This is a genomic window from Pantoea rwandensis (assembly GCF_000759475.1).
GTDB lineage: Bacteria > Pseudomonadota > Gammaproteobacteria > Enterobacterales > Enterobacteriaceae > Pantoea > Pantoea rwandensis_B.
This window is the reverse complement of record NZ_CP009454.1, coordinates 3,655,198-3,669,137: the sequence shown is the minus strand read 5'-3', so window position 1 is coordinate 3,669,137 and position 13,940 is coordinate 3,655,198. Positions and strand designations below refer to the sequence as shown.

The window sequence follows — 13,940 nt, the reverse complement described above, 5'->3', positions numbered from 1 at the left end:
AGAGAAGACTATGTTTGGTAAAGGCGGATTGGGCAACCTGATGAAACAGGCCCAGCAGATGCAAGACAAAATGGCCAAAGTTCAGGAAGAGATTGCCGCGCTGGAAGTGACCGGTGAATCAGGCGCTGGCCTGGTCAAAGTCACCATCAACGGTGCACATAACTGCCGCCGTGTTGAAGTCGATCCTAGCTTGCTGGAAGACGACAAAGACATGCTGGAAGATCTGATTGCGGCAGCCTTCAACGATGCAGCACGTCGTATCGACGAAACGCAGAAAGAGAAAATGGCTTCTGTGTCTTCTGGTATGCAGCTGCCACCTGGCTTCAAGATGCCGTTCTGATGCAAACCAGTCCACTGCTTGAATCTTTGATGGAGTCGCTGCGCTGCCTGCCGGGCGTGGGCCCGAAATCGGCGCAGCGCATGGCTTTTCAGCTGTTACAGCGCGATCGTAGCGGTGGCATGCGTCTGGCGCAGGCTTTGACCCGCGCGATGTCGGAAATCGGCCACTGTGCCGATTGCCGCACCTTCACCGAGCAGGAAATTTGCACCATCTGCGCCAATCCGCGTCGTCAACAAAACGGCCAGATTTGCGTGGTGGAAAGTCCTGCCGATATCCACGCCATTGAGCAAACCGGCCAGTTTGGCGGCCGCTATTTTGTGCTGATGGGCCATTTGTCACCGCTGGATGGCATCGGCCCGCAGGATATCGGTCTGGATCGGTTAGAGCAGCGCCTGGAGCGTGAAACACTGACCGAAGTCATCCTCGCCACCAACCCGACGGTGGAAGGTGAAGCCACGGCCAACTACATCGCTGAACTGTGCGGGCAATATGGCGTCGATGCCAGCCGCATCGCGCACGGTGTACCGGTCGGTGGTGAGCTGGAAATGGTCGATGGCACCACGCTGTCGCACTCACTTGCCGGACGCCATAAGATTAAATTCTAATCACTTGCCGATGTCTTCACCGACATCGGCTTGAAATTCCCGCCATCATCCCCATTTCTCTCTCAACCTATGATCAACCCCCATTTAGTTGAGGTAGCAATGACCATGAAAGGACAAGAGACGCGTGGCTTCCAGTCAGAGGTAAAACAACTTCTGCACCTGATGATTCACTCCCTCTATTCAAACAAAGAGATTTTCCTGCGTGAGCTGATCTCCAACGCCTCTGATGCCGCTGACAAACTGCGTTTCCGCGCACTGTCCACGCCGGATCTGTATGAGGGCGATGGCGACCTGCGCGTGCGTATCTCGGTCGATAAGGACAATCGTACGCTGACCTTGAGCGACAACGGTATCGGTATGCGTCGCGACGAGGTGATTGAGAACCTCGGCACTATCGCGAAATCCGGCACCAAATCCTTCCTTGAGTCCATGGGTTCTGACCAGGCAAAAGACAGCCAACTGATCGGTCAGTTCGGTGTGGGCTTCTACTCAGCGTTCATCGTTGCCGATAAAGTCACCGTGCGCACTCGCGCGGCTGGCGCTAAGGCCGACGAAGCGGTGTTCTGGGAGTCCGCAGGCGAGGGTGAATACACCCTGGCAGAAATCGAGAAAGCCGATCGTGGTACCGAGATCACGCTGCACTTCCGCGAAGGCGAAGATGATTTCCTCGACGCGTGGCGTGTACGCAATGTCATCAGCAAATACTCCGATCACATTGCGCTGCCGGTTGAGATTGAAACCAAAGACGAAGAGAGCGATACCACCAGCTGGGAGAAGATCAACAAAGCCCAGGCACTCTGGACGCGCAACAAGTCTGAAATCAGCGACGACGAGTACAACGAGTTCTATAAACACATCGCCCATGATTACAGCGATCCGGCGATCTGGAGCCACAACCGTGTAGAAGGTAAGCAGGAGTACACCAGCTTGCTGTATATCCCGCAGCGTGCGCCCTTCGACATGTTCAACCGCGACAGCAAACACGGCCTGAAACTGTATGTGCAGCGCGTGTTCATCATGGACGACGCCGAGCAGTTCATGCCGAACTACCTGCGCTTCGTACGTGGCCTGATAGACTCCAACGATCTGCCGCTGAACGTCTCGCGTGAAATCCTGCAGGATAGCCGTGTGACCCAGAGCCTGCGCGCCGCGCTGACCAAGCGTAGTCTGCAGATGCTGGAAAAGCTGGCGAAGGACGACGCGGACAAATATCAGCAGTTCTGGAAAGAGTTTGGTCTGGTCCTGAAAGAAGGCCCGGCTGAAGACAACGCCAATCAGCAGGCGATTGCTAAGCTGTTGCGCTTTGCCACCACCCAGAGTGAAGGCGCTGAGCAGACCATTTCGCTGGAAGATTACCTGAGCCGTATGGTGGAAGGGCAGGATAAGATTTACTACATCACTGCTGACAGCTATGCCGCCGCGAAGAGCAGCCCGCATCTGGAACTGTTCCGCAAAAAAGGTATCGAGGTGCTGCTGCTGTCCGATCGTATCGACGAGTGGATGATGAGCTACCTGACCGAATTCGACGGCAAAACCTTCCAGTCAGTGAGCAAAGCGGATGAGTCGCTGAGTAAGCTGGCGGATGAAGAAACGGAAGAGCAGAAGGAAGCGGAAAAAGCGCTTGAGCCGTTTGTTGAGCGCGTGAAAACGCTGCTGGGCGAGCGTGTGAAAGAGGTGCGTCTGACCCATCGTCTGACCGACACCCCAGCGATTGTCACCACCGATGCGAACGAAATGACCACGCAGATGGCGAAACTGTTTGCTGCTGCGGGCCAGGAAGTACCGGATGTGAAGTACATCTTCGAAATCAACCCGGAGCATACGCTGGTGAAACGCGTGGCGGATACCCACGACGAAGCGCACTTTGCTGAATGGGTTGAGCTGCTGCTGGACCAGGCGCTGCTGGCTGAGCGCGGCACGCTGGACGATCCCAACCAGTTTATCCGTCGTATGAACCAGTTGCTGACGGCATAAGCCATTCAGCGCCCACGCCGGTTGGTATCAATACCGGCGGCAGGGTTGACAGGAGACAAAAAAGGTCGGCATTGAATGCCGACCTTTCTTTTAATGCAGCGCCTGATCGCGCAGCCAATCCCGGAACAACGTAATCTCCGCATCATGCTGACGCGACATTTTCGTCATCATCCAGGTGGCGCGGTCCACACGCACAAATCCCAATGGGGCGATCAGCGTACCGTCGCTCAACTCCTGCCTGACCAGTAAACGCGGAGCCATGATCACGCCCAGGCCGTTTCTCGCCGCCTGAATGCCAAGGGTAAGGTTATCGAAATGCTTACCGACCCAGTAATTTCCGCGCGCACCGCTGGTTTTTGCCCACTCAGCCCAGGCATGCAGCCGCGTGTCGGCATGCAGCAGCGGCAATGACGCTAAATCCTGCTCATTGTGAAAGCGCGCGGCATACTGAGGCGCGCACAGCGGGCCGATGTAGTCATCGCTGATCAGCGTGGCATCAATATCCTCATCCGGTGACTGCTCATAGCTGAGAATCAGCACATCGGTGTGTTCACTGCGCAACTGGTCGATTTCCACCAGCGGCTGAAACTGCACTTCAATATCGGGATAGCGTTGATAAAAACTGCTAATACGTGGAATCAGCCATTGCGAGAGAAAACTGGGCGCGCAAGAGACGCTGAGGTGATGACGCATGCCGGTGCGAATGCTTTCGCAGGTGGTGGAGAGTTCGCTAAACGCCTTCTGACAACTCACCAGCAAGCGCTCGCCGTGTGAGGTTAATTTGACGCGTCCATTGGTGCGGACGAATAAGGGCTTTCCCATCCAGCTTTCCAGCTGTCGAATCTGATGGCTAATGGCGCTGTGAGTCACATGAAGACGCTCGGCCGCCACGCTAAAACTGCTATGCAGTGCTGCCTGATGAAAATAGTGCAGTGCACGTAACGACGGAAGCGCGGTCATACTCATCCCCTGTGTAAAAACCTAACAGGGATTGTCAGTTTATATCATTTTAATGTCCAGCCGCATTGGCCTAACCTTTCCCCCAGATTATGGCGGGTTGACGGATGGCGTTGTCTGTGTTTAACGCGGCTAATGTTCCCCCCTCAATCTGCGACACACACAGCATCTTTATAATTAGAGAAATCTCACGCGATGGATCACCAACATGCTTCTGCCAGGGCGGCGGCAGCGCGCGATCGACTTCGCGGCTTGCTATCACGTCACTATCGGCTGGAAAATTACGACCTCTTTTTTGCACCCTCTTTGCATATTTCGCGGGTGCTGCTCTCACAACTGTTTTTACGTCAGGAACAGGCGCGCAATCAAACGCGTTACGCTTCGCAATATCCGGTCAGTGAACTGAGTGTGTTACCGGCAGTGCCGATGATGGCGGGTAACATTGCACTGGTTGAGCATGTCGACATGCAGCAGGGGTGGGTGCGTTCGCTGGCGGAGTGTCAAAGTCAGGGCGTGACCGACGCCTCGGAATCCTTTGCCACCCTGTTGCATAAACGATTAATTAGCGATGCGCGATTGTTTGTGGCGCGGCTTGATCGTCATGCGGCGTTAAGCAGTGACCTGGTGTTAATTGCGTTAAAAACCTGCGATTTCAGCACGCTGGTGCGCAGTGAATTGCGGTTATTTGAGCAGGGACTGGCGTTTGGGACGTCGCTGGAACAAACCTTAAAAATGATGGAAAACAGCGACTGGCGGCCGTTTAATATCGCTAGCGTGGATAATATTACGCTTGATGCCCCGGTTCAGCTGCAATCGATTCAGCAGCACGGCTTACCGTTCGCCCTGTTCCCGCTGCCAGTCAGTTTTACCTTACGCGACGTGCCGCAGGATATGCATCTGCTTTCCGCTCACCATCGTTTACGCTTGCATGCCAACGTGCGCGGTAACGTGAACAAAAATCAAAACGTCACGCCAATACTGAAAAGACGTCTGAAAGAGGTGTTAAACGTTAGCCGTGATTCTTAAAAACGGGCACTCTGCTGGTGTTCTGCGCTAAAGCCAGTCAAAGTAAAGCTTTCACCGGAAGCGCGCCCGTTTCCTTGTGGTGCGCGGGTCATAATGGTATGTTCTTGGCCTTCTCAGATTGATCAATGCGATTCGCAAGGGGAATTACGCAATGCGTATTATTCTGCTCGGGGCACCGGGCGCAGGTAAAGGCACTCAGGCTCAATTCATCATGGAGAAATACGGTATTCCGCAAATCTCCACCGGTGACATGTTGCGTGCGGCAGTTAAAGTAGGCACCGAACTGGGCCAACAGGCAAAAGCCATCATGGATGCCGGTAAACTGGTAACAGACGAACTGGTGATTGCGCTGGTGAAAGAGCGTATCGCGCAGGAAGACTGCAAAAACGGTTTCCTGCTCGATGGCTTCCCGCGCACTATCCCACAAGCTGACGCCATGAAAGACGCGGGCATTAATGTGGACTTCGTGCTGGAGTTTGCCGTACCGGATGAACTGATTGTGGATCGTATTGTTGGCCGTCGCGTGCATGCGCCGTCTGGCCGCGTGTATCACGTCACCTACAATCCGCCAAAAGTGGACGGTAAAGATGACGTGACCGGCGAAGAGCTGACCACGCGTAAAGACGATCAGGAAGAAACTGTGCGTAAGCGTCTGGTGGAATACCATCAGCTGACTGCACCGCTGATTGCTTACTACAGCAAAGAAGCGGAAGCCGGTAACACCCAGTATCACAAGATCGACGGCACCCGTAAGGTAGCTGAAGTGAGCACGCAACTGGCCGGCATTCTCGGTTAACCCGTCCTACTTCAATGTGCAGGTGCGTTGGCTGTTATCGTTCACCCGATTCACTGACTTGAGTCAGCGCATCGGGATGATGAACCTCCTCAAGGAGGTTCACCCTGTGGGCCAGCACAAGCGCTGTTCAAATCGACAAGTCGATTTGTCTCTCGTTTGCCGCCTTCCTGCCATTTGAATGATTTAGGGTTGTGCTATTAAGGGCCGGTTGTCCGGCCCTTTTGCAGCAATTGCTTTCCCCTCCCACGATTTCCGCTACAATTTCCCCCTGATTTTGATCCATTCGTTTTGACATCAAGGAAATACCAATGAGGCAAGAAAAGCCTGGGGTTTTGCTGGTCAACTTAGGCACACCCGATGCGCCTACAACACCTGCCGTTAAGCGCTATCTGAAACAGTTCCTTGGCGACCCGCGCGTGGTGGATACACCGCGTTGGTTATGGTGGCCGATTCTCAATTTCGCCATTTTGCCGTTCCGTTCGCCGCGCGTGTCGAAGCTGTACGCCTCGGTGTGGATGAAAGAAGGCTCTCCGCTGATGGTGTTCAGCAAGCAGCAGCGCGATGCGCTGGCGCAGCGCGTGGATATGCCGGTTGAGCTGGGCATGAGCTACGGCCAGCCGAGCCTCGACGGGGCGGTACAGCGTTTGCTGGATCAGGGTGTCACCAAACTGATTGTGCTGCCGCTCTACCCGCAGTTCTCGTGCTCAACGGTCGCCGCCGTGTGGGATGGATTATCCGCCAGCTTCAAACCGTTGCGCTCCTTGCCGGAAGTCGCTTTTATCCGCGATTATGCTGAGCATCCGGCTTATATTGCGGCTCTGAAAGCCTCCGTTGAGCGTTCATTTGCGCAGCATGGCGAACCGGATCTGCTGGTGCTCTCCTATCATGGCATCCCGCAGCGTTTTGCCGACGAAGGTGATGATTATCCGCAGCGCTGCAAAGACACCACCGAGGCGCTGGCTGCCGCCTTGGGCATCGCGCCGCACAAAATCATGATGACCTTCCAGTCACGCTTTGGTCGCGAGCCGTGGTTGACGCCGTACACCGACGAAACCATGCAAGGTTTACCGGCCAAAGGCATCAAGCATGTGCAGGTGATGAGCCCAGGCTTCTCCGCTGACTGTCTGGAAACCCTGGAAGAGATCAGCGAGCAGAACTGTGAGTTCTTCCTGCACGCCGGTGGCGAGAAGTTTGAATACATTCCCGCGCTCAACGCCGATGACGAGCACATCGAGATGATGGTTCAGCTGGTCAACGCACGCCGATAAAGTGCTGGCAGAGAGTGTGATATCATTCTCTGCCAGATTTCCCTTACGGCAGCCACGATGAAATTTCCCGGCAAACGCAAATCCAAACACTATTTTCCCGTTAACGCGCGCGATCCGCTGCTGCAGGCAACCCAGCAGGAGCAGGAAGAGGGCAGTTGGGTGGTGGGTATCGACCAGACGCTGGTGGATATTGAAGCCAAAGTCGATGATGACTTTCTGCAACGCTACGGGCTGAGCGCCGGTCACTCACTGGTGATCGACGATGCCACCGCAGAAGCCCTGTACAACGAGCTGATGCATGATGCGCTGATCAGCCATCAATTTGCCGGCGGCACCATCGGTAATACCCTGCACAACTACTCCGTGCTGGCCGATGATCGTTCAGTATTGCTCGGCGTGATGTGCAACAACATCCAGATTGGCGGTTATGCCTATCGTTACTTGTGCAACACCTCCAGCCGTATGGATCTCAACTTCCTGCAGGGCGTTGATGGCGCGATTGGCCGCTGTTTCACCCTGATTGGTGAACAGGGTGAACGTACCTTTGCCATCAGCCCAGGCTTGATGAACCAACTGCAGGCTGACAGCATTCCGGAAGAGGTGATTGCCGGGGCGTCGGCGCTGGTGCTGACTTCCTATCTGGTGCGCTGCCAACCCGGTGAACCGATGCCGGAAGCCACGCTGCGTGCCATCGACTACGCGAAAAAACATAACGTGCCGGTGGTGTTGACGTTAGGCACCAAATACGTGATTCAGGACGATCCGCAGTTCTGGCGTGATTTCCTGCGCGATCATGTGTCGATCGTGGCGATGAACGAAGAAGAGGCCTTTGCGCTGACGGGTGAGCAGGATCCGCTGCTGGCCTCGAATATTGCGCTCGACTGGGTGGATCTGGTGCTGTGCACCGCCGGTCCCACCGGTTTGTACATGGCTGGCTTCACGGAAGAGGCGTTCAAGCGCAAAACCAATCATCCGCTGCTGCCGGGCGCGATAGCCGAATTCAACCAATACGAGTTCAGCCGCGCTATGCGCCATCAGGATTGCCAGCAGCCGCTGCGCATTTTCTCGCACATCGCGCCTTATATGGGCGGCCCTGAGAAGATCATGAACACCAACGGTGCAGGCGATGGTGCTTTAGCCGCGCTGCTGCACGATATCACCGCCAATAATTTCCACCGTCAGAAAGTACCGAACTCCAGCAAACACGCACGCGGTTATCTCACCTATTCGTCGCTGGCGCAGGTGTGCAAGTATGCCAACCGGGTGAGTTATCAGGTGCTGAATCAGCATTCACCGCGTCTGATGCGCGGGCTGCCTGAGCGGGAAGACAGTTTAGAAGAGTCGTACTGGGACAGGTAAGCGTAAACCGATGATGCGCATCCGTTTTTGAAAACGATGCGCTAACTGTTTGATACATCGCAATTCCGTAGGGTCGCCATTAATGGCGACCTGGCCCATCACCGCACGTCGTTAAATCGGGCACTCCCGCACAATTGGGTTCTGCGCGATCTCTTCCTGCAGCACGTTCAGCATGCTGTTGGCGATCTCACGCTCGCCCATCACCACGCGATTAGCACCGCGCTCCATGATGTAATTCACTTCATCATCGTAATGGGCGCGGGCAATGATTTCGATATCCGGACGCTTCTCACGCGCGGCAGTGACAATCTCCCCGGCTTCGTAACCGTTTGGAATGGTCAGCAGCAGCCAGCGAGCGCAGTCAAGGCGGGCTAATTCCATGGTATCAACGCGCGCCGCATTGCCCAGCACCGCCTTGATCCCTTGTTCACGCAGTGCTTCGACGCGCGGGCGGGAGTTTTCCACCACCACCAGCGGCACATCAGCCTCCATCAGCTGCTGACCCAGCAAGCTGCCGACGCGGCCATAGCCAACGATCACCGCGTGATTACAGATATCCAGCGGAATCTGCTTCTCTTCTTCAATCGCTTCTTCCAGCGTCTGCTCTTCGATGGTTTCGGTCTTATCGAGGTAGCGCTCAAGCAGAGTAAACAGAATGGGGTTGAGCATGATGGAGAGGATCGCCGCCGCCAGCACCAGATTGCGTCCTTCATCACTTAGCATGCCCAGCGAAATGCCCAAACCGGCAAGGATAAAGGCGAATTCACCAATTTGCGCTAGACTCACCGAAATGGTCATGGCGGTACGGCGTGAGTGGCCGAGCAGCGTCACCAGTAGCCAGGCGGCGATGGATTTCCCCAATACGATGATCGCCAAGGCGCCTAACACCGCCAGCGGCTGCTCAATCAAAATCATTGGGTCAAACAGCATGCCGACCGAGACAAAAAACAGTACGGCGAAGGCATCGCGCAGCGGGAGAGTATCGTGCGCGGCACGGTGGCTGAGTTCGGATTCGTTAAGCACCATACCGGCAAAGAAGGCGCCGAGTGCGAAGGAGACATCGAAGAATTCAACCGCACCGAAAGCGATGCCCAGCGCCAGGGCCAGTACGGATAGGGTGAACAGTTCGCGCGATCCGGTGGCGGCACTTTTTGCCAGAATCCACGGCACGACCCGACGGCCCACCACCATCATCAGCACCATAAAGGCGACGACTTTGCCGATGGTCAGCATCAGATCCCAGAACAGCAGAGAGGGGCTGGCGTTGCCTTCTTCCAGCATGCCGGCAATGGCGGGCAGCAGTACCAGCGTCAGGACCATCACAAGATCTTCAACAATCAGCCAGCCGATGGCAATCTGACCTCGCTGGCTATCAATCAGTTGACGCTCTTCCAGTGCGCGCAGTAACACCACGGTACTGGCGGTGGAAAGACAGAGGCCAAACACCAGACCTGTCATCCACGACCAGCCCATCGCCCACGACAGCCCCATTCCCAGCAGCGTGGCCACCGCGATTTGCGCGATGGCGCCGGGAATGGCGATCGACTTTACCGACATCAAATCCTTCAGCGAGAAGTGCAAACCCACGCCAAACATCAGCAGGATAACGCCGAGCTCAGCTAACTCAGGTGCGAGATTGGTATCAGCGACAAAGCCCGGGGTAAAGGGACCGGCGAGCACGCCAGCAAGCAGATAACCGACCAACGGGGAGATTCGCAGGCGGTTGGCAATCATACCCAGGAGAAAGGCGAGGACCAGGCCCCCGACAATGGTGGTGATCAACGGTGTGGTGTGATGCATGCCTGTCTCCTTGTATGCAAATGTATCCGCTTGTAACAACCTAGTGTAATGCACATTCGCTAACCACGTTTAAACATTTGAGCGGTGAAAAGCGAAAAAATTGAAAAATTAAGAAGAAAACGCAGCTGAAGCGGCATTTTCCTCAGTTATCTCACTCTATCGGCAGGTTTTCCGCAGAATGTAGGGGGGCGAGGAAAAAGCGTTGTCCCCCTAAAGCGGCTTAGGCGTGGCGGTTATCAGGCAGGAAAGCGGTCAATAGGCCGATCAAAGGTAGCCAGGCACAGATTTGATATACCCACTCGATGCTGGTGTGGTCTGCCACTACGCCCAACACGGCGGCACCGAGCCCACCCATACCAAAGGCAAAACCGAAAAATAGCCCGGAAACCATACCAATACGTCCTGGCATCAGTTCCTGCGCATACACTAAAATGGCAGAAAACGCCGAGGCGAGAATCAACCCGATGATCACGCTCAACACGCTGGTCCACATTAAGTTGGCGTGGGGCAACAGCAAGGTGAAGGGCGCAACGCCAAGAATCGATACCCAAATCACGTATTTACGGCCGATTTTATCGCCAATCGGCCCGCCAATGATGGTGCCCGCAGCCACCGCGCCGAGGAAGGCAAACAGATGGAATTGCGAGGCCTGAACAGAAAGTCCGAATTTCTGGATTAAATAGAAGGTGTAGTAACTGCTCAGGCTGGTGAGATAGAAGTATTTAGAGAAGATCAGCAGCAGCAAAATGCTGATCGCCAACGCCACTTTCTTACGCGGCAGCGGGTTAACCGGCGCAACCGTTGCCTTTGCCTTACTGGCGCGCTGCTGGTGGCTATACCAGCGGCTGACCTGCAGCAGCACGATAATGCCGAGCAGTGCCGCCAGCACGAACCAGGCAAGATGCCCTTTACCGTAAGGGGCAACGATCATCGCTGCCAACAGCGGGCCTAGCGCGCTACCAAAGTTACCGCCCACCTGGAACAGTGATTGAGCCAAACCATGACGTCCACCGGAGGCCATACGCGCCACGCGCGAAGATTCCGGATGAAACACCGAGGAACCGCTACCCACCAGCGCGGCAGCGAGCAGCACCTGCGGATAGGTGCTGGAGAACGTCAGCAGCACCAGACCACACAGCGTAAAGCCCATCCCGACCGGCAAAGACCAGGGTTTTGGGTATTTGTCGGTGTAATGACCGATGATTGGTTGCAGCAGCGAAGCGGTGACCTGAAAGGTCAGCGTTATCAGACCTATCTGGACGAAGTTAAGGTTAAAATCTTTTTGCAGCATCGGGTAGATCGCCAGCAGCAGCGATTGCAGCATATCGTTGAGCAGATGCGCGAGGCTGATGGCACCTAAAATGCCAAAAGCGGTCCGTCCCGGTGCGCGTGCCGGGGTTGCGATGTCACTTGCCATAAAAATCCTGAAGAGTGCGGTTATCGTTATCAATTTGTTACTACCCGCATGACTCTATAAGCCTTTTGTCTTGAGTTAAAGTGCCATCTGTGCGACACAGAAGGGTGATAAAGCACATTAAGTCCACGGCAAAGTGGAAAGACGCAGAATAAGGAGATCGGCTTTGTTGTTATTCCCGCGGAGAGGGCGCTGGCTGGCGCTGATCATGCTGTTGCTGCCGATGCTGGCGCAGGCATGGCAGACGGATCGCAGTTATCGATTCAGTATTCTGCACACCAACGATCATCACGGTCGCTACTGGACCAATGCGCAGGGCGAATACGGTCTGGCGGCGCAGAAAACGCTGATGGATAAACAGCGTTATGATGTGCAGGCCAAAGGCGGCGGTGCCTTGATCCTTTCCGCCGGAGACGTGAATACCGGCGTGCCGGAATCGGATCTGCTCAATGCCGAACCCGATATTCGCGGCATGAACCTCATCGGCTACGATGCCATGGCGCTCGGCAATCACGAATTCGATAAGCCTCTCAGCGTGCTGCAACAGCAACAGAAGTGGGCCAAATTTCCCTTCCTCTCTGCCAATATCTATCAAAAGGGTACCGACCAGCGTCTGTTTAAGCCGTGGGCGATCTTTAATCGCATGGGGCTGAAGATCGCAGTGATCGGTCTGACCACCACCGATACCCTGAAAATTTCCAACCCGGAAAATATCGCTAATATCGACATCCGCGATCCGGTGAAAGAGACGGAAAAAGCGGTGGCGGAACTGCGTGCCAGCGAGAAACCTGATGTGATCGTGGCGCTGACGCACATGGGCCATTACGACGATGGGCAGCACGGCAGCAACGCGCCGGGTGATGTGGAACTGGCGCGCAGCCTGCCGCCGGGCACTATCAATGTGATCATCGGCGGCCACTCGCAGGATGCGGTGTGCATGGAAAAAGATAACGTCAGTGTGAAAGATTATCAGCCCGGCCAGCCTTGCCAGCCCGATCGCCAAAATGGCGTGTGGATCATGCAGGCGAAAGAGTGGGGCAAATATGTCGGGCGCGGCGATTTCACCTTCCGCAATGGCGAATTGACGCTGGACAGCTATCAGCTGATCCCGGTTAACCTCAAGCATGAAGTGAAAAATCTGGATGGCAGCGTTTCCTGGCTCACCTGGCAGGAAGAGATCCCACCTAACAGCGCGATGATGAAGCTACTGACGCCGTATCAACTGCGCGCGGCCAAGAAGCTCGACGTCACGGTTGGCAGCAGTGATGGCGTGTTCGTCGGGGAACGCGATAAGGTGCGTTTTGAACAAACCAATCTTGGGCAGCTGATTCTGCGCGCGCAAATGGCAGCGACTAAAGCGGATTTCGCGGTGATCAGTGGCGGTGGCATTCGCACCTCGCTAGCCGCAGGCAAGCTAAGTTGGCGCGATTTGTTGCAGGTGCAGCCGTTTGGTAATCAGGTGGTGTCAGTCACGCTGACCGGAGACGAATTGCTGAAGTATCTTGCCACGGTTGCCAATATCAAAACCAACTCCGGTGGTTTCGCGCAGTTCAGCAATATCAGTCTGGTGGCGGATGGCAAAGCGGTGAGTGAGGTGAAGATTAACGGCGAGCCGCTGCAAAAGGACAAAACCTATCGCATGGCGACCAACAGCTTTAATGCCAGCGGGGGCGATGGTTATCCCAACATCGAGGCGCATGCAGGCTTTAGCAATACCGGCCAGCGTGATGCGGATGTGCTGCGTGCTTATGTCACCGCACACTCACCGCTGAAAATCGCCGACTATGCGCCAACCGGTATCGTGCATTTAACGGAAGCACAGGTGCAGGAGCGCGACAAAGCGCAGGAAAAGCCCAGGAAGCGTAGCTACCCACAAGCCATTCTGGCGTGGATTTGGCCGCGCGCACTGCACAATTGAAAACGGCGCCCGATAGGGCGCCGTTGTTTTATGCCTGGCAGGATTTTTGCGTCAGCCAGCGCTGACGCAATTTATCCCACATCCAGTTATAGGCCATGGTATAGGGCAGGAAGAACAGGAAGAACGCCACTTCCAGCATAAAGGCTTCCAGCAGCGTGATCTTCAGCATCCAGGCGGCAATCGGCAAACCGATAACGATAAAGCCCCCTTCAAAGCCCAGCGCGTGGATGGCACGCAGACCGAGGCCACGTGTTTTCTGCGGGGGCCAGATGCGATCAAAACCGGTGTTATAGAACATGTTCCACAGCATGGCGACCGTTGACAACATAATCGCCAGAGCGCCCATCTGAAACAGCGGCTTTTCCATAATCCAGGCAGCCAGCGGAGCCACAGTGAGAATCGCCAGCACTTCAAATCCTGCAGCATGATAAAAACGTTCTTTCAGCGAACGGGTACGCATATAAACCTCCTTTTGGGTAACGC

12 protein-coding genes are annotated in these 13,940 nt (G+C 55.2%); 8 read left to right on the top strand and 4 right to left on the bottom strand.

What is annotated here, in order from left to right; all coding sequences use genetic code 11:
* The first annotated feature begins 10 nt into the window (after positions 1 to 10).
* The 3 genes from LH22_RS16880 (at position 11) to htpG (ending at position 2,919) form a co-directional block, all read left to right on the top strand.
* Positions 11 to 340, top strand: a complete 330-nt coding sequence (locus tag LH22_RS16880; protein ID WP_031377860.1) for a YbaB/EbfC family nucleoid-associated protein — start codon at positions 11 to 13, stop codon at positions 338 to 340.
* The gene (gene recR / locus LH22_RS16875; protein WP_007886897.1) at positions 340 to 945 is read left to right on the top strand and encodes a recombination mediator RecR; all 606 of its coding nucleotides are present in this window, start codon (positions 340 to 342) and stop codon (positions 943 to 945) included. Before LH22_RS16880 ends, recR begins: the two co-directional genes overlap by 1 nt.
* Positions 946 to 1,044: 99 nt before the next feature.
* Positions 1,045 to 2,919 (top strand): molecular chaperone HtpG, encoded by a 1,875-nt coding sequence (gene htpG / locus LH22_RS16870; protein ID WP_038648499.1) that lies wholly within the window; start codon positions 1,045 to 1,047, stop codon positions 2,917 to 2,919.
* A gap of 90 nt (positions 2,920 to 3,009) precedes the next feature.
* Here the strand turns inward: htpG and LH22_RS16865 are convergent, their stop codons facing one another.
* Complete coding sequence (locus LH22_RS16865) at positions 3,010 to 3,879, bottom strand: LysR substrate-binding domain-containing protein (RefSeq protein WP_038648497.1); 870 nt, start codon at positions 3,877 to 3,879, stop codon at positions 3,010 to 3,012.
* Positions 3,880 to 4,071: 192 nt separating this feature from the next.
* Here LH22_RS16865 and LH22_RS16860 point away from each other — a divergent pair, with 192 nt between their 5' ends.
* The 4 genes from LH22_RS16860 to LH22_RS16845 all read left to right on the top strand — a co-directional run bounded on the left by LH22_RS16860 (position 4,072) and on the right by LH22_RS16845 (position 8,325).
* The gene (locus tag LH22_RS16860) at positions 4,072 to 4,902 is read left to right on the top strand and encodes a DUF6024 family protein (RefSeq protein ID WP_038648495.1); all 831 of its coding nucleotides are present in this window, start codon (positions 4,072 to 4,074) and stop codon (positions 4,900 to 4,902) included.
* 151 nt (positions 4,903 to 5,053) lie between these two features.
* Positions 5,054 to 5,698: an adenylate kinase gene (adk, locus tag LH22_RS16855; RefSeq protein WP_038648493.1), complete on the top strand. Its 645-nt coding sequence runs from the start codon at positions 5,054 to 5,056 to the stop codon at positions 5,696 to 5,698.
* A 308-nt stretch (positions 5,699 to 6,006) separates the two neighbouring features.
* The gene (hemH, locus tag LH22_RS16850) at positions 6,007 to 6,966 is read left to right on the top strand and encodes a ferrochelatase (protein ID WP_034828187.1); all 960 of its coding nucleotides are present in this window, start codon (positions 6,007 to 6,009) and stop codon (positions 6,964 to 6,966) included.
* Between the two features lie 57 nt (positions 6,967 to 7,023).
* On the top strand, positions 7,024 to 8,325 hold the full coding sequence (locus LH22_RS16845) for an inosine/guanosine kinase (RefSeq protein ID WP_038648490.1): 1,302 nt from the start codon (positions 7,024 to 7,026) through the stop codon (positions 8,323 to 8,325).
* 111 nt (positions 8,326 to 8,436) lie between these two features.
* On the opposite strand, the gene ybaL is transcribed toward LH22_RS16845, so the two are convergent.
* Positions 8,437 to 10,125, bottom strand: a complete 1,689-nt coding sequence (ybaL, locus tag LH22_RS16840) for a YbaL family putative K(+) efflux transporter (RefSeq protein ID WP_038648489.1) — start codon at positions 10,123 to 10,125, stop codon at positions 8,437 to 8,439.
* A gap of 220 nt (positions 10,126 to 10,345) precedes the next feature.
* On the bottom strand, positions 10,346 to 11,542 hold the full coding sequence (locus LH22_RS16835; RefSeq protein WP_038648488.1) for an MFS transporter: 1,197 nt from the start codon (positions 11,540 to 11,542) through the stop codon (positions 10,346 to 10,348).
* A gap of 163 nt (positions 11,543 to 11,705) precedes the next feature.
* Here LH22_RS16835 and ushA point away from each other — a divergent pair, with 163 nt between their 5' ends.
* The gene (ushA, locus tag LH22_RS16830) at positions 11,706 to 13,457 is read left to right on the top strand and encodes a bifunctional UDP-sugar hydrolase/5'-nucleotidase UshA (protein WP_038648487.1); all 1,752 of its coding nucleotides are present in this window, start codon (positions 11,706 to 11,708) and stop codon (positions 13,455 to 13,457) included.
* 28 nt (positions 13,458 to 13,485) lie between these two features.
* Here ushA and LH22_RS16825 read toward each other — a convergent pair whose 3' ends face one another.
* Complete coding sequence (locus LH22_RS16825) at positions 13,486 to 13,917, bottom strand: multidrug/biocide efflux PACE transporter (protein ID WP_038648486.1); 432 nt, start codon at positions 13,915 to 13,917, stop codon at positions 13,486 to 13,488.
* Positions 13,918 to 13,940: the final 23 nt, after the last annotated feature.

Excerpts from the sequence above, each read along its gene's own strand:
- recR (WP_007886897.1), top strand. The coding sequence starts at position 340 with ATGCAAACCAGTCCACTGCTTGAATCTTTGATGGAGTCGCTGCGCTGC.
- LH22_RS16835 (WP_038648488.1), bottom strand. The coding sequence starts at position 11,542 with ATGGCAAGTGACATCGCAACCCCGGCACGCGCACCGGGACGGACCGCT.
- LH22_RS16860 (WP_038648495.1), top strand. The coding sequence starts at position 4,072 with ATGGATCACCAACATGCTTCTGCCAGGGCGGCGGCAGCGCGCGATCGA.
- adk (WP_038648493.1), top strand. The coding sequence starts at position 5,054 with ATGCGTATTATTCTGCTCGGGGCACCGGGCGCAGGTAAAGGCACTCAG.
- ybaL (WP_038648489.1), bottom strand. The coding sequence starts at position 10,125 with ATGCATCACACCACACCGTTGATCACCACCATTGTCGGGGGCCTGGTC.
- LH22_RS16865 (WP_038648497.1), bottom strand. The coding sequence starts at position 3,879 with ATGACCGCGCTTCCGTCGTTACGTGCACTGCACTATTTTCATCAGGCA.
- hemH (WP_034828187.1), top strand. The coding sequence starts at position 6,007 with ATGAGGCAAGAAAAGCCTGGGGTTTTGCTGGTCAACTTAGGCACACCC.
- LH22_RS16825 (WP_038648486.1), bottom strand. The coding sequence starts at position 13,917 with ATGCGTACCCGTTCGCTGAAAGAACGTTTTTATCATGCTGCAGGATTT.
- htpG (WP_038648499.1), top strand. The coding sequence starts at position 1,045 with ATGACCATGAAAGGACAAGAGACGCGTGGCTTCCAGTCAGAGGTAAAA.
- LH22_RS16880 (WP_031377860.1), top strand. The coding sequence starts at position 11 with ATGTTTGGTAAAGGCGGATTGGGCAACCTGATGAAACAGGCCCAGCAG.
- LH22_RS16845 (WP_038648490.1), top strand. The coding sequence starts at position 7,024 with ATGAAATTTCCCGGCAAACGCAAATCCAAACACTATTTTCCCGTTAAC.